We start from the raw sequence: 19,163 nt of genomic DNA, 5'->3' as shown, positions 1-19,163 counted from the left end.
CTATGCCACCTCCGCAGTAAAGACACCGCTGTCGGCATCCGTGCCCAACACTACCCGGCTAACGTTCTCGCGCCGTGCCATACGCTCAAGCAGGGCACGGGAAAGCGGCGGCAGCAGTTCACCGTCGATCACCGACTCCAGCATGCGTGCGCCGTTTTCACTCCGCGTCGCACGTTTACAAATTGCCTCGGCCAGGCTGTCATCCAGCACCACCTCGGCATGGCGATGGCGCTCACGGATGCGTGTTGCCAAGGTATCCAGCTTGGCCTTGACGATGTCACGCAGGGTATCGCCGTCCAGCGGCAAGTAAGGCACCACTTCCATACGCGCTAATAGCGCCGGTTTAAAGAACTCAGCCAGCACCGGGTAGAGCGCGGCATCCAGCGCTGCTGGGTCATCGCCATAGCTAACGATGGCTTCGTAGCCCAGGTTAGAGGTCAGGAAGAACAGCACGTTTTTGCAATCGATAACGCGCCCTTCCCCGTCGGCCAGTTCGCCTTTATCAAACGCCTGGTAGAAGAGGTTAAGCACATCGGGATGGGCTTTTTCGACTTCGTCCAGCAGCACCACCGAATAAGGGCGCTGACGGATCGCTTCGGTGAGTAGCCCGCCCTCGCCAAACCCGACATACCCCGGCGGCGAACCAATCAGACGTGAAACCGTGTGCTTCTCTTGGTATTCCGACATATTGATCGTGGTAAGAAACTGACGACCGCCATACAGCTGGTCGGCAATTTGCACCACGGTTTCGGTTTTACCCACGCCGCTGGGGCCTACCAGCAGAAATGCGCCCAATGGCCGCCCTGGGCGGCGCAGATCCGCACGTGCGGTTAGCAAGTGGCGATGGATACGCTCAATGGCACTGCCCTGCCCTTGGATTAGCGCATCCAGATGGGTCGGCAGTTCGGTGAGGCGGGTTAGCTCGTCGCTGGTCATGCGTTCGACCGGTACGCCGGTCCAATCGCCAATCACCTGAGCAATTTGCGCCTCTTCAACGCTGGGATTAACCAGCGCAAACGCCTCTTGCAGTTGGGCCAGCTGCTGCTCCCGTTCGGCGAGTTCTTGATGCACGCCCTCGGGCAGTTGATCAACGGAATCATTATCCGTTGCCTCTAGCAGTTGGCGGTGTAGCGCCACAATGGCATCGACGCATTCGCGCTGCGCTTGCCAGGCAGTTTCCAGGCTTGCCAACTCCTCTTCCAGCTTGGCTAAGCGTTCGGTTAAGTCGTGGTGGCGTTCACTATCCGGTTCGCGCCCCAGCAGACGTTCACGCTCGACCTGATCGCGCTCACGTAGCGCGGCGATATGTTCACTCTGTAAGTGGCTTAGCTTGCGGGGCGGGGTATCCAGAGCCTGCGCCAATCGGGTACAGGCGGTATCCAGCACATCAATGGCTTTGTCAGGCAATTGCCGTCCGGCCAGGTAACGGGCAGAAAGCGCAGCGGCAGCACGCAGGCCGCTATCGCCGATCAGCACGCCGTGGGCGCGCTCATACACATCCCGCAAACCGCGCAGGATGACCAGTGCCTGTTCTACGCTTGGCTCGGAAAGCGCAATGGGCTGGAAGCGCCGCGACAGCGCCGGATCTTTTTCAAAGTACTTTTTGTACTCACGCCAGGTAGTGGCGGCGATAGTACGCAACTCGCCCCGGGCCAGGGCGGGCTTGAGCAAGTTGGCCGCGTCACCGCCGCCTTCCTGGTTACCAGCACCGATCAGCGTGTGCGCTTCATCTATAAATAGCAGCGTGGGACGAGGGGCGTTTTTGACTTCGTCAATCACCGCTTTAAGGCGCTTTTCAAACTCGCCTTTCACCGCGGCACCGGCTTGTAGCGCACCTAGATCAAGGGTCAGCAACTCAACACCTGCCAGCGCAGCGGGTACTTGTCCCGCCACAATGCGTGCTGCTAAACCTTCTACCACAGCACTTTTACCCACCCCGGCATCGCCAATCACAATGGGGTTGTTTTTGCGCCGACGCCCCAGGATATCGAGCATTTGGTCGATTTCCGGGTCACGCCCCAGCACAGGGTCAAGCTCACCCTTGCGCGCCTGTTCGGTCAGCGAGGTAGCAAAACGGGCGAGTGCGCTGTCATCGCCAGCAGGATGAGCAGCCTGGCGTTGTTTAGCGTCGGCACCCTCCCGAGGTGCTTCGGCTGAATCGGCCGTAAGACGCTCCAAGTGGCGGCGTAGATTTTCGCGATTGATATCTTCCAGTAGCGCCGTGCTCTTCGGACCTAAATAGCGCGGGGCGTTGTGCAGTAGCGCCGTGAAAAGCACGCCGCTGCGAAGCGCTTGATGTCCATACTCGGTGGCTGCCAGTAACCACGCGTCCTGCAGCAGCTCTACCAATAACGGCGAAAAGCTGGGTGTCGACACCTCAAGATCACGAGGCGGACGGCTCTCCTCAGCCATTCGTGCGCGCAGCTCCTCGACATCAATATCAAGCGTTTCCAGCAGTAAGCGCACATCACATAGCGGCTGGTCGACCAGCGCCAGCAGCAGGTGCCCGGTGGTCACCTCCGGTGCTTGCTGCTCTGCGCACAGCACGGCGGCCTGCTCGAGGCCATGACGAGAAATTCCATTCAGTCGACTAATAAGCGCCGGTAGCTCTACCCTAAGCATGCTATCTCCTAACGATAAATCTGATCGAGTAAAGCTCTGACTTGCTCAGCCTGCTGATCCAGCGACCAAGAAAGCCCCAAATAAATACCCACCAACGTAACGCCGAACAGGGCAAAGATGGCCCACAGCGGTAACCCCTCGTGCATCCCTTTGCCACGCCCTTTCACCACATGCCTAAGTGGCTGGGTCAGCATCTCATCTGGCGGCTCATCAAGTGACGCCAGTTGATCGCCCAGCGCGCGTACAATCTGGTCGTACTCTTCACGACCATGGGTTTTCACCCGGTAACGCCCCTCAAACCCAAGGCACAGGCACAAATAGATAAAGGCCAGCATGTCGCGATAGCGATGAGGCTCTTGCTGCAGCCGCGCGAGGATAGAGAAAACTTTTTCGCCACCCCAGGTCTCGTTATGAAACCTCGCTAGCAGCGAGTGCTCAGCCCACACGCTCTGCCTCCCCCAGGGCATGCCCATCACGGTTTCATCGATAAACGAGCAAAGCACATAGCGGTAGGCGAGCAGTGTCGGGCGGTCATACCCCTGTTCGGTTAGCTCAATTTCGATAGAGGCAATTTCGTCCACTACCTGACGATATAAGCGCTCGAGATCATCAGCGCCGTCCACCTGTCGGACGCGCACCGCCATGCCCAGCAGGCTGCTCGATGCATCGACCAGCGGGTTTAAGTTGTGCCCGCGCAGCCGAAACCAGTAGTCCTCGTCAGCATTCAGGTGCTGGGCATGGCTATGCACCAACTGCTCAACGCCGCTGTCTTTTATTTGATCTTCATGGCGAACCGGCTCACCCATCGGGTAGTCGTTTTTGGCGTCATCTTGATGCGTGGCAATATCTTGCATGGCTTAACTCCTGATCGCCCAAAACTGCATCTCCAACCCGGGAAATTCGCCCGCCACGTGGAAGGCAAAACCGCTTGCACCATCCAGCATTCCCCAGGCTTCGCTTTGTCGGCTGAGTTGGAAATAGGTATAGCCCGCGTGATAAGGCAACTCACGAGGGGCCACCGGTAACGGCTCCAAGGGCACACCCGGTAATTGCAGACTAATAAGGTCGCGAATACGCTCGACGCTGGCCACTTTGGTTTGCTGTAGAAACTGCTTACGCAGGCGCTCGCTAGGCATATCGGCGCGCACTGCCAAAATGAACTCGGCTGTTTCGAACAGGCTGGTATCCGAAAGCGGCGCCACCAGTAAGCCAAATTTCCGTGCCTGTATCTGAATGGCGATAGCGCGGGGTTCAAGCACGGTGGAGAGCGCTTGGCGCATCATCTGCATCAATGGCCGGAACCCACGTTCGGGATGCTCATGGTCATAAGCAGGGCACTCAGGCGGCAAACGCGACTCATCGGTAAACGTCACCAACTCACTAGCGATTTCATACATGGTGTCGTAGAGCCGCTCCGGGTGAACTTGCCCCAAGCGTGACAGATGCTGAAACCGTGGCTGGGCGCGGTTCAGTAGTTGTAACAGCATGAAATCGGTCACGTCGGCAACGCCTGCCTGATTAGGCGTCGACAGCCGCTGAGCAATATTGCGCGCCCGCTCTCGCATCAAACCGGCCATCTCACCCACAAACCGCTGCAGGCTTGGCGCTGCTTGCACGTTCATTAAGGTGGGAATAAATTGCTCATCCAGTACCAAGCTGCCGTCGGGGCGGCGCTCTAGAATGCGCGTAACGGCCAAGCAGGCATAACCACTGCGGTCTTCTTGCTCTAATAACAAGCGCGGTGAAACGCGCGCCACGTCCAGGTCGGCCATATCACCGTCGCGGGAGTGGAGGTCACGCACGCTGCGCGGCGAAAGGCGATAACGTGCAGGCAGTTCGTCATCGGGCCAGCGCACTTCCCCGACGCTATCCGTGGCTAGCGGCAAGCCTAAATACACCACCTGGTTAGTAATGCCCGCATCAACAACTTCCAGTGCAGAAGGCTCTAAATCATCCTCAGGCAATTGGAAAGCAACGCCATCGGGCATGACACCACTCGCCCGGCTAATCGCAATCCGGCCAAAGCTTAAAAACTCGTTGTTCAACTCCAGGGTCAAAAATCCGTACAGATAGTGACTAACTCCTTTAAGCCGCGTATCAATCAACCCTTCAAGGCTGCGCTGCTGCTGTTGAAAGTGCTGCGGCTTGATAAATAGCCCTTCACTCCATACCACGCGATTGCGACTGGCCATCACTCTTCCTTCCTTAGTTCTACTTCACTGTTGCGCAGATGAACCAGCAAGTGATAATTCTCTGAACTGGCCTTCACTTTGACGACTTTCTTCCACTCCGCCTCGTTTGGCTCAGCGTAGAACGCAATCAAACCGATATAGCGCGTGTCCTCTTCAATGGCGAAGGGTTCGTAGAATTTCCACTGGCCAGGTAGCAAGGTGAAGTCGTCATGGGTCAGATAGTTCGTGCCCAATGCCGCCTCCATATCCTCACTTAACTGATCCATGTCAGCCGCCATTAGCATGGAGTCATCTTTAAGCTGCAAAATTTGAAAGCGCAGCGGCGTCCCCTCGCCATCGATGTTTGGGTTCACATCGGGCTCTGCGACCATGCTTAAATCGACCAGCGTGGGCTGATCTTCTGGATAGCCAACCGGTATCGAGGGGTCTAGCATGACTTCCCAGGCTTTACCGGCTGCTTCACGGGTCGAGGCACAGCCCGTGATTGACAGCAGCACTAAAAGCACCCCAACAAGCCCGAGGCTCTTGGCCTTGCTCATGCGCCCTCCCGCTGCTGGCGACGAACAGACTGGTCATACGCCTGCTCGAAAACCTCCCAGAACAGTTTTTGGAAACCTAGCTGGCGGCCTGAGTTAAGCTCGTGGTAGTAGTGGCGGTACATTTCCCAGGCCCAGCTGTTTTCATCTTCAATGCGGGTGCCTGCCCCCCGATAAGCATGGAAACGTTTGAGCAGCGCTTCAGGTGAAAAGGCATCCAAAATAGCGGTTAGGGCGTACTCAATGGCTTCCTCAACTGCCGCTTGGTGATGGCCTTGATGACGCAGGCACTCCCCCACTGCTTCGGGCGCCGAAAGGTGAACCGGGCTGCGCTGGGCCGAAAACATCGTCTCGACAGTGGCCTCGTACGCCTGGCCAAGGCGCAGGGGATTATCTTCGATAGGCTGTAAACGACGATCCCGGAGGGGGTATTTGCTATCGTTTTGGGTTTGCTGCAGAGCACGTAAGCCATTAATAGCAGCCCGTAACGTATGGCCCGCTTCTTCAAGAAACGCCTGCTGCTCTTCGCTATCACGGAAGGGAATGTCGATATCCAACCCCCTTAATAGCGGGTCGGCCCCCACATGGCCAAGGGAACGGCCACTAGGCTTTTGCCAGCGATCCTCTAACTGCTCGCCAACGGAACGTTCGAGGTCATCTATTGCCCGCTCATCCATGCTACTGCTCCTCTCTGTCTGGTTGCCTGCTGTATAGCCGTTTGGCGAATGACTACTTGGTGAATAGCTGTCCGGTGAATGGCTGCCTAGCTTGCGTTTGATCGCGGGCATGCGAACAGCGCCTTCGCGCCGCTCTTGCTGGTCACGCCCCACACTTCCTTCAACGCGCCGCTCGGAGCCAAGCAACTCAGGCATCTCTTCAATGGATTCGGAAAGCTGAGCATTGGCAGCACGAGGGTCGAGAGCGGCCATTGGGTCTTCGTGCCCCACTCCACGCGCTACCCCGCCAAGAGCCTCCATGGGATCTTCTTTTTTTGCGGCTTCCGCACGTAGCGGCTGGTCTTCTTGAACCAACGGGCGGCCATACGCATCTACCGCCTCCTGCTCTTCATTGACTAACGAGGCCAGAGGTTGAGCACCGGGTTGAGTACTCTGCCGATCACCCAAATGCACTTTAAGACGGTACTCGCCGACTAGCACTTCATCGCCCTCGCTCAAAGCGACCTTACGGTTTCGCCCAATCGGCAGGGTGGCGCGATTGATAAAGGTGTGCCCGCTGCTATCAATCAGGCAGAACTTGCCGTCAATTTTGCTCACTTGGGCATGCTGCGGGCGAATTCGGCCGGCGTGATCGTGCAATAACCAGTCATCATCGGTTGAGCAGCCTAGGGTGCCGCCGACTTCATGAAAGACATGACTACTTGTCGAACGGCCTTCTAGGCGCTCACTATTGGCAATGACCAGCGTTACAGCGGAAATTGGGTTGGCGTTCATTGTTTAACCTGTCATCTGAATACGCACTCGGCGGCGTTTTGAGGCGCTGCCGGACTCGGGATTAACAAAGGTGGTCCAGCCGAGCTGGCAGGTGCCAGCATCGCCTAACCGCATCGGCTTTACGGCGCTGGGTAACAGCTCTAGCTCTAGGTCGTAGGCCAACGGCTCGCGCAGCACAAACTCAACCAAGGTGCGCAATGGGGCATGCTCCCTGCCATCGGGTAGGAAGTCGCGAAAACGCTCCAAAGTAAGACCAAATAAACCCAGCACAAATTTGCCGTTAACATCAGCAACGCGCTCACCGGCCACTACATCGCTGCCTAACGTCATTGCTGCCATACCGCTTCGGCTGCGTTGATCCATCGGAATCTGAACCCAGCGATGTACCCACTCTTCAATCTGCACATCATCAAGGTCAAAGCAGTGCCCTACGATGCTGCAGACGACCTCGGGTGAACGCGAACGGCCTGCCAGCAAACCGGCATAAGCCAGCATCTTGCTCCAGTTAATAGGCGTCTCAACGCGCAGGTCACTGTCCGCCAACCCCACCAAAGCAAAAATGGCCGCCGAAAATCCATCGCTAGCACCATCCTGATAGCGGATGTAGTGGCGATATTTACGCCAACTGCGGTGCACTAATGCCAGTAAGCGATTATTGAAAAAATCCAGGAAATCGCCTGCAACACCGTCGTGGTGGGCTGCCTCATGTGCCAATGTTTCAAGGTAATAGCTGGGCAGCGGCGACTGAGACCCCTGCAGACCCAAGAAGCTAACTTCCAGCTCATAATGGCCCTCAGGCTGAAAAGCCAGTGAGAGCACATCACTGCTGGGAAAGCCTAGTGACGCTGAAGCGCTATAGCGCACGCGCTCAAAAGCGGGCGCGCCTCGCTGAGCGCACTCTAGGTCATCGCCATGATGACGATGCAGAAGCTCTACTAGCTGATAAAAATCGTAACGCCGCGCCTTTGCCATCAAAGGGGCAAGCGCTACATCAGAGGCTGTTGCCCCGACTGTAAGGTCCATTTGTAGCGCTCGTGATTTTGACGGTTAATAACATGCAGCTCATGAAACGAGTTGATGCTGGCGTACAAGGAGAAGAACCGCGCCAGCACACTGCCAAATAAATACAGACTCCCTTCGTCGCCAAAGGCATCTTGATCTAGCGTCATGACCGAACGCAGACCACGAATGGGCAGCCCTCTTTTCAGCCGATCAATGGGCTGGGTTTCAATGCTAACAATGCCTGCCAGCCGTTTTTGAGCCACTCGCTCGGCCTGCCTATCGACCAAGGCACGGAAATCGTAGGCACGCAGCACAGAACACAGCGCATCACGCTCCAGTAGCGATAAGTAGTTAAGCGATAGATTAGAAATCAGTGTCCATAGCAAGCTGCCATCCAGCGTGGGGCGCAACACTGGCGTGGGGCGGGTGATATTTTGAAACATGGCATACGAGGGGCTCTCTTCCGTTGAGTAGCAAATATCGCCTACCGTCAAACGCTCAGGCAGCTCTCGATTACTACACGTCAATCCGAGCGAGACGGTTTCGGACATGCCTATGTAGCTGCGCTCATCGCCACGCACAAAGGAGATGTCGTGATCAAACCCATCCCCGCGCAAGCTGTCGCGCACGCGAAGACGGTAGTAGGAGGCATCGTTGCCACGGTCTCTCTTGACTTGGTGTTGAAAGCTTTCAAAAGGCACGTACTCACGCGGCGTACCGCGCCCTTTACCGGTCTCGTTCTCTAACCAGCCTTCCACCTTATCGACGCTAAAAATTTCATAGTGGCCGGGAGATCGACTATTGGGGTGAATGCGGTATTCACTGCGCTCCCCGCTAACATCAACAGGCTCTGCATCGTGAGAGAACAGGTTGATCGCCGGCGAGCAATACAAAGCGAAATGCTCGTCTCTCACCCGTGCGTCGGTCGGTAACGTACGCTCAAACTCTAGGCGCAAAATAATTTTGTCTGCGGGAATGGCCGGCAAGTGTTGGCTCAGGGCTGTTACATCAAAGAAATGGAAAGCCTCTGGAAAACACAAGTATTCCTGCAGTATCCGATACCCTTGATACACATTCCTCGGGTAGGGCAGTAGTGCATGATGGCGATCAAAACCAACCGGCTGCAGCAACTGCTTGGGCAGCGGCAGCCGTTTGCCATCAATTTCCAGCTCTACGCGCGCTAGGTAGTGGCTCATCCACAGGTAAAGCGTGCGCGCTGTATAAGCGTCTCCACCCAGGTGCAGACGCAATGTATCAATCCCCATCGCGCTGAGGGGCTGATCACTATGTACATCAAGCGCCAACTCAACAATGGAGGCATCACGTGTATGGCGTGCCTCAACCCCCGCATGTTCGAGCGGATAGAGCGTCACGTCATGACAAGTGCGGAACATGCAGGTAGTGCCATCCACTGGCTTACTGGCCAATTCTGTACCCCGCTCCAGGAGCTGATGGGTACTCAGCGCATGCCACGTAGGGGTAAATTGCACCACGGTCATGCTAGGCACCGGGCGCAAGTAGTTCGGCCATAGCATGCTGATCAGCGAATGGGTAAGTTCGGGGAACTCATCCTCCACTTTTTCGCGCATACGGCCAGTTAGAAAGGCAAAGCCTTCTAATAGACGTTCAACATCAGGATCGGTACTGCGCTCTGACAAGAAGCGACTCAGGCCGGGGTTGCCCTCCGCAAATTCTCGCCCTTGGCGCTTCAGAAAATTGAGCTCATCCCGGTAATAGCGATTTAGCATTCGGGCCTCGCAAGCCTATCAGTTAAGACACTGATAGCGCTTATTATTGAGCAATAAGTCGATCGTGGCGTGGGCGTTATCTCGCCCTAACGCTACGGTGGCATGTACTTGAAAATGCAGTTGTAAGGGATCGCCATTATTGGGTAATGACTCAACTTCAACGTGCTGAACCCGCGGCTCAAAGCGTTCGATGCATTGCCGAATGGCGCGCTGGATATTCAGCTCTAAATCCAGCACGCCGATCGTTGCATCATTGAAGTCCAGCAACCCCAACTCAGGCTCACAGGCGCTATTGCCCGGATGACTGTTGAGCAACTCCACTAAGTGTCGTTTGATCGACTCAACAGTTTCCGCCAGCCTCTCATCCTCCCCATGCGCTAACGGCTGTTCAGGCATCGCAAGACGCTCAAACAGACGGCTACCTAGCAGGCTGCCATGGTTAATAGCCATGATGGAGAGGTTCCCTTATTCCTTGTCGAGACGCCCGACTAACGACAGCTCAAAGTTGGCACCCATGTACTTAAAGTGCGGGCGCACCGACATAGACACCTGGTACCAACCCGGATCGCCTTCGACATCCGACACCTGAATAGAGGCGGCACGCAGCGGGCGGCGGCTGCGTACATCGGAGGGCGGGTTCTCTTGGTCGGCCACGTATTGGCGGATCCAGGTATTCAGCTCACGCTCAAGGTCTTGACGCTCTTTCCATGAACCGATCTGTTCACGCTGGAGCACTTTAATGTAGTGAGCCAGGCGGTTGATGATGAACATATACGGCAGTTGAGTACCCAGCTTGTAGTTGGTCTCAGCGTCTTTGCCTTCGGGCGTGTTCGGAAATACCTTGGGCTTTTGTACGGAGTTAGCCGAGAAGAAAGCAGCGTTATCGCTACCCTTACGCATCGTTAACGAAATAAAGCCTTCTTCGGCCATCTCGAACTCGCGGCGATCCGTTACCAGCACCTCTGTGGGGATTTTAGCCTGCAACTGGCCTAGCGCTTCGTAGGTATGGACAGGCAGGTTTTCAACCGCACCGCCGCTTTGAGGGCCAATAATGTTCGGGCACCAGCGGTATTTTGCAAAGCTGTCAGTCAAGCGCTCGGCCAGCAGGTACGCCGTATTACCCCAAAGATAATGGTCGTGATCTTCGCTGACGGTTTCACGATAGTTAAATGTCTTGATGGGGTTTTCGACCGGGTCGTAGGGCATCCGCAGCAAGAAACGAGGCGCCGTCAGACCTAAATAGCGCGCGTCTTCTGACTCGCGCAGACTACGCCAGCGAGCGTACTTAGGCCCTTCAAAGATGGCTTTAAAATCTTTGATATTGGGCAGCTCTTCAAAGCTATCGATGCCGAAGAAGGAAGGCGCCACCGCTGACAGGAACGGCGCATGGGCCATCGCCCCTACAGCAGCCGTGTGCTGCAGTAGTTTCATATCAGGGGTCGAGGGGGTGAAATCATAATGCCCGATAATCCCTGCTACCGGCTCACCGCCAAACTGACCATACCCGCCAGCATAAACGTGTTGGTAGAGCCCGCTTTGGGTAATTTCCGGAGCAAACTCAAAGTCATCCAGCAGTTCTTCTTTGGTGGCGTGAAGCACATCAAGCTTAATGTTTTCGCGGAAATCGGTGCGGTCGACCAACAGCTTCAAGCCACGCCACGCAGACTCCAGCTGCTGAAAGCTATTGTCGTGAAGAATCTCATCAACTTGCCGACTAATTTTCCGGTCAAGTTCAACGATCATGCTATCTACAACGGCTTTATTAACCTGCGGGGCAGCGTTCTCGCCGCTTAACAGTTCGGAAATAAAAGCGGCAACGCCTTGCTTGGCAACGTCGTAGCCCTCATCCGCTGGAGCCATACGCGTCTGCGCCATCACTTGGTCAAGTAAAGAAACCTCTTCCTGGGCTTCCACCGTTTGGCTTTTCTTTTGCGCCGTATCACTCATAGAGATGCCTCGAATACAATCCGGTTACTGGACTAGCACGAAAATAAGAATGCTTAATCGTTACGATTAGGGTCAGAATCAAGCAGCTCTAGCTCCGCCAACAGCTGCTGACGCGTTTCGTCACTTTCGAGTAGCTTCTGCAAACGATCACGAAAAGCAGGTACGTTGCCCAGCGGCCCCTTCAATGCCACCAACGCCTCCCTTAATTCGACTAGCTTACGCAGCTCCGGCACCTGCCGAGCGATACTGTCGGGCGCAAAATCATGGAGTGATTTAAACTCCAAATTGACGGCCAAATCGCTTGCTTCACCCTCTTCTTGCAATCGATTGGGAACCGCAGCCTGCAAGCCAAGGTTCGCTTCGCGCATAACAGACTGGAAATTATTCTTATCAACAGAAACAGCCTCACGCTCCTCAATGGAGGTATCTTCCTCGCCTCCCTTGAAGTCACCGACCACCAATAATTTCAACGGCAGTTCAGTCTCGGCCTGCTGATCACCTGTAGCGGGTACATACTTGATATTGATGCGCTCTTTCGGCGCGACCGTTCCTTGCTTAGCCATGGTTTTCGCCCGTAAAAATTAGAACATTTTCGATTCAAAGAAGAATGCTTATTAATTGCGGGAAAGTACCGGATTTACACCGAAAGTACCAAATGGCTCTAAGCAGGTATTGCGACAATCTGAGAGAAGAAGACTTTCAAGAAAACGTGTTTTACGACCTTTTTCGCGAATTTTAGCAGCACAATCAAAGAAGCTAATTAAAACTAATTCTTAAAAACCGCATTTGTAAGAGATCTCTTACAAAAACTGTCAGTGATTTCTTACAAAACGGAGAGCAAAATTCATACAAGAGAGGTGCTTAAATGGGCAGCGCCGTCATTTTTAGCGGCAAAAATATTGCTCCCATGGCCCTATTTCTGCTTAAAATTCCAAGAAAGGCTTTAGTCATAAAGCAAGGTAACGGTAGATGCAACCCAGCGTTACTAAGCGCTTGTAGATGTAACGAGCAAGCAAGCAAGTTCTTGCCCTGCCAGGCAATATCTTGCCCAGCACAGGCAACTTTTTGCCCCGCAGAAAGAAGCGCCCTACACAACAAACACATAACATATTGATATATAACAAATTTAAAAACTTGGCCCTGAAGTTGCTCTATTGTCTGAGTCCACGTGACATTTCTTTAATTTTTCAGTCAAGGAGCAGACCATGCCAACACCATGTTATATCAGCATCGAAGGCCAAACTCAGGGCAACATCACAGCAGGCGCTTTTACCCCTGACTCCGTAGGCAACATCTACGTTGAGGGCCATGAAGACCAAATGCTGGTACAAGAATTTAAGCATGTCGTTACCGTACCCACTGATCCGCAGTCTGGTCAGCCATCCGGTCAGCGTGCACACAAGCCCTTTATCTTTACTGTTGCCCTGAACAAATCAGTACCGCTGATGTACAACGCACTAGCGTCTGGTGAAATGCTGCCCAACGTTGAGCTGAAGTGGTACCGCACCTCTGTTGAAGGTAAGCAGGAGCACTTCTTCACGACCACGCTGACCGATGCCACTATCGTTGACATCAACCTGCGTATGCCACACGCCCAAGACATCACCAAGTCTGAATTCACCCAGTTGATGGACGTGTCACTGGCTTACCGTAAAATTGATTGGGAACACACTGTTGCTGGCACCTCTGGTTCCGACGACTGGCGCGCCCCGATCGAAGGTTAAGCTGTTGCTAATAGCCTAGCCCTGGCCTGAAAAACAAGGCCTGAAACAAGCGAAGCCCCTTCCACTTGGAAGGGGCTTCGTCGTTTCTGCTCTATTGCTGCAGGCGTGTCGCTATTGGTATTGCGCCAAGGCTCTGGGATTACACAAACCGCCCTAAACCTACCGCTGAACGTAGACGATCCATCGTTACGGCAGCTTCTTCCCGCGCCCGTTCGGCGCCTTTTTGCAACACAGCCTCAATGTGGGCCGGGTCTTCCATCAGTGCGTTATAGCGTTCACGCGGCGCGCTCAAGTGTGTATTCAAGTACTCAAACACCTGATCTTTAGCCGCGCCCCAGCCAATACCGTTCACATACTGCTCACGCAGGCTAGCGGTCTCTTCAGGTGTCGCAAAGGCGGAGTAGATTTGAAACAGCGTGCAGGTGTCCGGATCTTTCGGCTCACCGGGTTCCAGCGAGTTGGTCTTAATCTTACGTACCAGCTTTTGCAGCTTCTTCTCAGCGGAAAAGAGCGGGATCGTATTATCGTAGCTTTTGGACATCTTGCGCCCATCCAAGCCATTCAACAGTTGTATTTTTTCGTCTACCACGGCCTCAGGTAGGGTAAAGTGCTGACCTTTGTAGAGGTGGTTAAAACGCCCGGCGATATCGCGAGCCATCTCGATATGCTGAATCTGGTCACGCCCCACCGGCACTTTATTGGCGTTAAACATTAAAATATCCGCCGCCATCAGCACGGGGTAACCAAACAGCCCCATGGTGATACCTTTATCAGGATCCTGGTTTTCCGCCTCTTCGTTCTCTGCAACCGCTGCTTTGTAGGCATGGGCGCGATTCATCAAGCCTTTGGCACAAACGCAGGAGAGCATCCAAGTCAGCTCTGGGATTTCTGAAATGTCCGACTGGCGGTAGAAAATGGCGTTATCGGTATCCAGCCCCATTGCCAGCCAAGTAGCAGCAATTTCCAAGCGAGACGCCTGCACACGCTTCGGGTCTGGACACTTAATCAGCGCATGATAGTCGGCCATGAAATAGAACGACTGAACGGTTGGATCCTGGCTTGCCTCAATAGCAGGCTTGATAGCGCCCACATAATTGCCCAAATGGGGCGTGCCGGAGGTGGTGATACCGGTGAGAACGCGGGTTTTTGCGGTCTGGCTCATGGTTTTTAGGCTCATCATTGAACGTACATTGTCGTATGATACTTGTATGAACCTGGGGATGCGACAGGCAGAATTTGGTTTTACAATATCCGCAGAGAGTGGTGAGGATTTACAAGAGCATTATGCCGTTATCATTCTGAAAGAAATGCTCAATCGATGAAAAGAAAATAGGGGTCACTAAAGGCAAGCGGCTCTTCCTGATCATCATATACAGCTCCAAACGCGACGAAGCACTTTTCTCCATCAACAAGCAAAGGAAAATAAAAACACAGGAAGGCCTCCCCCTCACACTGATCTACGACCTGCCCAAGCCCTTTGATACTCTCCCAATTCATCTTTTCAATATAATTTTGGTCATAAGACTCACTACCCCAGTTTATTGTTTCGAGATTCTCCTCAACCGCTTTTGCGTAAGCCGACTCTGCATTCATATTGGCTTGCGCCACTATCCGGTAGTTACCTGCCAAATGCTCATTTATGATTGCTGACTGCATGCCGGCAGTCCCCAGTAGCAGTGCCCCGGCTAGTAGCGCCATGACGATGACCAATGCAGCGCCTTTCTGACGATTTTGCAGAGTCATCAGTCGTCACCAAAATCGATATTTTCTGACAAACCCTCTAATGCTTGACGCATAGAGAACTCATAACCATATACTGACAGTAACTCCCAAACACTCAGGTCAGCATTAATACTATTGACATTATTGAATACAACAGAGCCATTGGAGATAACACTACCAACAAACTCAACGCCAGACATGCTTAAATTGACACTACCCGCTCCCCAGATAAGTCCTCGAAACAGTGCATTGGTATTATTGCCATTAAAATTAATTTCGCCACCAGCGACAATGGCGACATCAGTGACTGAGGAGTTATCATTCTGCTGTATTGAAATGTCTTGCTCTACTACGACCACCTTTCCACTAAGTTCAGTCACGTTTAACTTATTTATATTTCCATCGCAATAAAAGACCTTGCCCGATGAAAACATGATTTCGTTTTCGGTACAGGTAGCAATCACGCCGTCCAGATTTTTAATGTTATTGATATAGCCTGTGTAGTAATCATACGAGTCGCTTGATTGCGGAGAAGGGATAATCGATGGATCTAAATTTGAGTTAACCGTTGATTCACTTACCAGGATATTTTCCGCCCCGCTCACGGCACCTCCCGCAATCACTGCATCGCCCTTCCCCTTCTGACTGGTAGGAGTATCAAAGAAGCTGGCATATATGCCCTGTCGCTCCATGACATGAAATACAATCGCCTCACCATTGTTCTCTAAGGGCAGTTCCACCCGGTAAAGCGGTGCGTCACCCGACACAAGTTCGCCTAACACGTGCTCGTCCTCATTACACTGGCTTGACGAATCATGATTCTGTACATCTTTAAGAAAACTTACCATCGGCTGCCCATTCTCTTCCTGATCCGCCACCGTACAGCTACAGGCATCCTGAGTCCGTTCACACCGTAACGTATAGCGACCCGGCCCACTTTGACGAATTTCACTGGTAAGCCTCTGGGCAATAAAAATCAGGTTCTCTTGCTTACGGCTTACCTTGTCAACATTTTGAAAGGTCTGAAAGGTCGTTAGAAACAGTTGGCCAGCCCCAAGGATAATGACCGTGCCGATCGCCAACGCCACCATCAACTCCACCAGTGTAAAGCCCTGTTGACGCTGCCTCATGGTGAACTCTCGACCTTGGGAAGAAGAAAGAAGTAGCTAAATTGATCGTCATTGTTCTCGCCCAAGGCCACAGTCACGTCAATGCGACAATCACTTCCACTGTCACCTTTTGCAATCCGGCTTTGGGAAGAAGAGGCTCCCCGTAGTGGTGTCGCACCACTATTTTGAAACCAATGCTCCTTCCATGCACTCTGCACGCCGGAGATGTCGATATCCTCGCAGGTCTGGCCTGTTTCGAGCGTGGCTAGCTGAGCCCAAAGCCGCTCCTGAGCATCCACAGCCGCAACACTTGCCACCGAACGCTGATAGCCTGCATTGGCACTTTGCAGTGCATTAAGCTGCATGGCGGCAACGCCGATCAGGCCAATCGAGAGAACCACCAGTGCGATTAGCGCTTCCAATAAGCTAAAGCCGCGCTGAGAGTTTATGACTCTCTCCTTCCTGCGAAGGCTGTCCGATGTGCTAATCACCAGCGTTACAGAAGGAGCTGAAGCACTTTGATGGGTGGGGTTTAACGTCATTTCGCAGGGAGAGTCAGGACAGTTGGAAGTGGCAGCGTCGCCCACACTTTGAAAGCGTTGTCGCCTTAACTCACCAACAGGCATTGGGTAACCTTTCGCCATTCGAACTTAAGGTTATATCCTCTTCACAGCCATCATCTTGAACGGTGCTCGCAGTCAGTAGGTAGCCGTCACCGTTAATACTCTCAGCAATCTCATAATTTTTTTCGGGAGATAACTCACTGATGGTGCAATCGCTATAGCTGTAAGAGCGCGTGTAACAGCGCTCAAGCTCTGAAGCGGCTTGCATAAGGCCTGCGTGGGCGTCGGTTCGCACTGATTTTTGCACGTAGCGGGTATAGCTGGGGTAGGCAATGGAGGCGACGATGCCGATGATCACCAGCACAATCATCAATTCAATGAGGGTGAAGCCGCGCTGGCCATTCAGTAAAGAATGGCCAGTCGAAAGATGAGAGGTATAAGACACGCGGCTTCGCTCCTGTATTAGTGGGCTCATACCGTTTTAGTATGTCGCAAACTAATACGCATTGCATTGCGAGGCCTATGGTTAGCTGCTGGCGATCACCTTTTCACGCAACTCCTTTGGCATAGAGAAAGTAATGGTCTCCTCGCGGCCCTGTAGCTCTTCAGGTAATGCAGCCCCCATAGTCTGCAACTTGGCAATCACACCTTTCACCAATACTTCAGGGGCACTGGCGCCTGCGGTGACGCCTACACGCGCTACGTTCTCAAGCCACTTGGGGTCGATCTGGTCAGCGTTATCGATCAAGTAGGCGGGCGTGCCCATGCGCTCAGAAAGTTCTCGCAAGCGGTTAGAGTTGGAGCTATTGGGGCTGCCCACCACCAGCAATAGATCGCTCTGGGCCGCTAGCTCACGTACTGCATCCTGACGGTTCTGCGTGGCGTAGCAAATATCGTCATTGCGTGGCCCCTGAATCTCGGCAAACTTATCGCGCAGCGCGTCGATCACCTTAGCGGTATCATCCATCGACAGCGTAGTTTGGGTCACGAAGGCCAGCTTTGAGGGATCATTCACCTCCAGCTTAGCGACGTCTTCTTCATCCTCTACCAAGTAGATACGCCCACCGTGGGAGGTGTCATAACGCCCCATAGTGCCTTCAACTTCCGGATGGCCTTCATGACCAATGAGAATGCACTCTTGACCACGCTTGGCGTAGCGCAATACTTCCAAGTGCACTTTGGTGACCAGCGGGCAGGTGGCGTCGAATACCTTCAAGCCCCGCCGCTCAGCATCGGCTTGCACCGCACGGGAAACGCCATGGGCGGAGAAAATGACGATGACATCGTCCGGCACTTCATCCAGTTCTTCAACAAACACTGCCCCACGAGCGCGCAGCGTTTCGACCACAAAGCGGTTATGCACAACCTCATGGCGCACGTAAATCGGCGGGCCAAACACATCCAACGCGCGATTAACGATATCAATCGCGCGATCCACACCGGCACAAAAACCACGCGGATTGGCTAACTTGATCTGTATGGGCTGTGCTTGCGTCGTTTGCATAGTAGCGCCTTGATGCGTAAGCGGCATCGCTTAGTGAATTAATGCGTTGTCACCGGTTTGACGTCGAGCACTTCGACCTCAAAGGTGAGCGTGCGGCCTGCTAACGGGTGATTGAAATCCACCTCGATACGATCACCGTCAATGGTTTTGACCACACCTGGCAATTCCGTTCCCGCTTTATCGGCAAACGACATTACCATACCAATTTCCGGGGCTTCATCGCCAAAATCTGCCCGCTTCAGGGTTTGAATATTTTGCGGGTTGTGCTGGCCGAATGCATGCTCAGGGGTTATCTGAAAGGTACCCTCCTGCCCCGCAGCCAAGCCTTTAATCGGATGCTCAAAACCGGGCGGCAAATTTCCGTCGCCAAACTCGAAGGTAGCCGGTGCTTTGTCTTTGGTGGAGTCCACCAAAGTGCCATCTTCCAGCTTTAAGGTGAAGTGTAGCGTCACCTCCATGCCTTCATCGATCAGATAGTCGCTCATAGCAGTTCTCAATATACGTTGTTCTCAACGTTCAATTAATGGGAAGTCTTGGCCGCTTTTTTGCGCCGCCGCTCGCCCATAATGGATTCCCAGATTAAAGCGACCGCCCCAAGGGAAATCGCTATATCCGCCACGTTAAACGCCGGGTAGTACCACCCAGCGACGTGAAACGATAAAAAGTCGACCACATAGCCATGCACTAGGCGGTCGTAGAGATTCCCCAGCGCCCCGCCAATAATCAGCGGCAGCGCTATCGCCAGTAACTTTTCATCGTGTTTGATGCGTGAAAGCCACACCGTCAACGCCACGCTGGCTCCCACAGCAATCAACGCAAAGAACCAGCGCTGCCAGCCAGGATGCGTGGCTAAAAAGCTGAACGCTGCGCCAGTATTGTGCAGCAGCGTCAGGTTAAAGAACGGCAGTATTTCGACCGGCTGGGCATAGCCCAACTGACTACTGGCCACGTATTTGGTGACCAAATCCAAGGCAATTACTGCCACAGCTAGCCACAGCCAGCGCAGCGGCCGCTGCATTGGCGGCCGTGTGTCGACATCGTCA

19 protein-coding genes are annotated in these 19,163 nt (G+C 53.6%); 1 reads left to right on the top strand and 18 read right to left on the bottom strand.

Going from position 1 to position 19,163, the window contains the following annotated elements; translation table 11 throughout:
- From tssH to tssB, 10 genes are read right to left on the bottom strand one after another with little or no spacing between them, the layout of a single operon-like run.
- Complete coding sequence (tssH, locus tag HALTITAN_RS14435) at positions 1-2,622, bottom strand: type VI secretion system ATPase TssH (RefSeq protein ID WP_039859547.1); 2,622 nt, start codon at positions 2,620-2,622, stop codon at positions 1-3.
- An 8-nt stretch (positions 2,623-2,630) separates the two neighbouring features.
- Positions 2,631-3,476 (bottom strand): type IVB secretion system protein IcmH/DotU, encoded by an 846-nt coding sequence (icmH, locus tag HALTITAN_RS14430; protein WP_009287540.1) that lies wholly within the window; start codon positions 3,474-3,476, stop codon positions 2,631-2,633.
- Between the two features lie 3 nt (positions 3,477-3,479).
- Positions 3,480-4,814 (bottom strand): type VI secretion system baseplate subunit TssK, encoded by a 1,335-nt coding sequence (gene tssK / locus HALTITAN_RS14425; RefSeq protein WP_039859546.1) that lies wholly within the window; start codon positions 4,812-4,814, stop codon positions 3,480-3,482.
- Positions 4,814-5,353, bottom strand: a complete 540-nt coding sequence (gene tssJ, locus HALTITAN_RS14420) for a type VI secretion system lipoprotein TssJ (RefSeq protein ID WP_009287538.1) — start codon at positions 5,351-5,353, stop codon at positions 4,814-4,816. Before tssJ ends, tssK begins: the two co-directional genes overlap by 1 nt.
- Positions 5,350-6,801: a type VI secretion system-associated FHA domain protein TagH gene (gene tagH / locus HALTITAN_RS14415; RefSeq protein WP_009287537.1), complete on the bottom strand. Its 1,452-nt coding sequence runs from the start codon at positions 6,799-6,801 to the stop codon at positions 5,350-5,352. The genes tssJ and tagH overlap by 4 nt, the downstream gene beginning before the upstream one ends.
- 3 nt (positions 6,802-6,804) lie before the next feature.
- The gene (gene tssG, locus HALTITAN_RS14410; RefSeq protein WP_027956916.1) at positions 6,805-7,824 is read right to left on the bottom strand and encodes a type VI secretion system baseplate subunit TssG; all 1,020 of its coding nucleotides are present in this window, start codon (positions 7,822-7,824) and stop codon (positions 6,805-6,807) included.
- The gene (gene tssF, locus HALTITAN_RS14405) at positions 7,788-9,551 is read right to left on the bottom strand and encodes a type VI secretion system baseplate subunit TssF (protein WP_022521992.1); all 1,764 of its coding nucleotides are present in this window, start codon (positions 9,549-9,551) and stop codon (positions 7,788-7,790) included. The genes tssG and tssF overlap by 37 nt, the downstream gene beginning before the upstream one ends.
- A gap of 18 nt (positions 9,552-9,569) precedes the next feature.
- The gene (gene tssE / locus HALTITAN_RS14400; RefSeq protein ID WP_022521991.1) at positions 9,570-10,001 is read right to left on the bottom strand and encodes a type VI secretion system baseplate subunit TssE; all 432 of its coding nucleotides are present in this window, start codon (positions 9,999-10,001) and stop codon (positions 9,570-9,572) included.
- A 15-nt stretch (positions 10,002-10,016) separates the two neighbouring features.
- Positions 10,017-11,498, bottom strand: coding sequence for a type VI secretion system contractile sheath large subunit (gene tssC, locus HALTITAN_RS14395; protein ID WP_009287536.1), 1,482 nt, complete (start codon positions 11,496-11,498; stop codon positions 10,017-10,019).
- Positions 11,499-11,551: 53 nt separating this feature from the next.
- On the bottom strand, positions 11,552-12,061 hold the full coding sequence (gene tssB / locus HALTITAN_RS14390; protein WP_009287535.1) for a type VI secretion system contractile sheath small subunit: 510 nt from the start codon (positions 12,059-12,061) through the stop codon (positions 11,552-11,554).
- Between the two features lie 642 nt (positions 12,062-12,703).
- Here tssB and HALTITAN_RS14385 point away from each other — a divergent pair.
- Positions 12,704-13,222, top strand: coding sequence for an Hcp family type VI secretion system effector (locus HALTITAN_RS14385; RefSeq protein WP_009287534.1), 519 nt, complete (start codon positions 12,704-12,706; stop codon positions 13,220-13,222).
- Positions 13,223-13,361: 139 nt separating this feature from the next.
- On the opposite strand, the gene HALTITAN_RS14380 is transcribed toward HALTITAN_RS14385, so the two are convergent.
- The 8 genes from HALTITAN_RS14380 to lspA form a co-directional block, all read right to left on the bottom strand.
- Complete coding sequence (locus HALTITAN_RS14380) at positions 13,362-14,384, bottom strand: tryptophan--tRNA ligase (protein WP_039859591.1); 1,023 nt, start codon at positions 14,382-14,384, stop codon at positions 13,362-13,364.
- A gap of 149 nt (positions 14,385-14,533) precedes the next feature.
- On the bottom strand, positions 14,534-14,965 hold the full coding sequence (locus HALTITAN_RS14375; protein ID WP_022521987.1) for a hypothetical protein: 432 nt from the start codon (positions 14,963-14,965) through the stop codon (positions 14,534-14,536).
- On the bottom strand, positions 14,965-16,074 hold the full coding sequence (locus HALTITAN_RS24535) for a PilW family protein (RefSeq protein ID WP_051052059.1): 1,110 nt from the start codon (positions 16,072-16,074) through the stop codon (positions 14,965-14,967). Before HALTITAN_RS24535 ends, HALTITAN_RS14375 begins: the two co-directional genes overlap by 1 nt.
- Positions 16,071-16,679: a type IV pilus modification protein PilV gene (pilV, locus tag HALTITAN_RS14365; protein WP_236614962.1), complete on the bottom strand. Its 609-nt coding sequence runs from the start codon at positions 16,677-16,679 to the stop codon at positions 16,071-16,073. Before pilV ends, HALTITAN_RS24535 begins: the two co-directional genes overlap by 4 nt.
- Positions 16,666-17,061 carry a type IV pilin protein gene (locus tag HALTITAN_RS14360; protein ID WP_022521984.1) on the bottom strand — a complete coding sequence of 132 codons (396 nt, stop codon included), beginning with the start codon at positions 17,059-17,061 and terminating at the stop codon, positions 16,666-16,668. The genes pilV and HALTITAN_RS14360 overlap by 14 nt, the downstream gene beginning before the upstream one ends.
- A gap of 81 nt (positions 17,062-17,142) precedes the next feature.
- Positions 17,143-18,147 (bottom strand): 4-hydroxy-3-methylbut-2-enyl diphosphate reductase, encoded by a 1,005-nt coding sequence (gene ispH, locus HALTITAN_RS14355; RefSeq protein WP_009287532.1) that lies wholly within the window; start codon positions 18,145-18,147, stop codon positions 17,143-17,145.
- A gap of 11 nt (positions 18,148-18,158) precedes the next feature.
- The gene (fkpB, locus tag HALTITAN_RS14350; protein ID WP_022521982.1) at positions 18,159-18,605 is read right to left on the bottom strand and encodes an FKBP-type peptidyl-prolyl cis-trans isomerase; all 447 of its coding nucleotides are present in this window, start codon (positions 18,603-18,605) and stop codon (positions 18,159-18,161) included.
- Between the two features lie 35 nt (positions 18,606-18,640).
- Entirely contained in the window at positions 18,641-19,138 is a 498-nt protein-coding gene (lspA, locus tag HALTITAN_RS14345; protein ID WP_039859584.1) for a signal peptidase II, read from the bottom strand.
- Between the last annotated feature and the right edge of the window lie 25 nt (positions 19,139-19,163).

The sequence above is a fragment of the Vreelandella titanicae BH1 genome, from assembly GCF_000336575.1.
Taxonomy (GTDB): Bacteria; Pseudomonadota; Gammaproteobacteria; order Pseudomonadales; family Halomonadaceae; genus Vreelandella; species Vreelandella titanicae.
The sequence above is the reverse complement of the archived record's forward strand: the minus strand, read 5'-3'. Positions and strand labels throughout refer to the sequence as shown.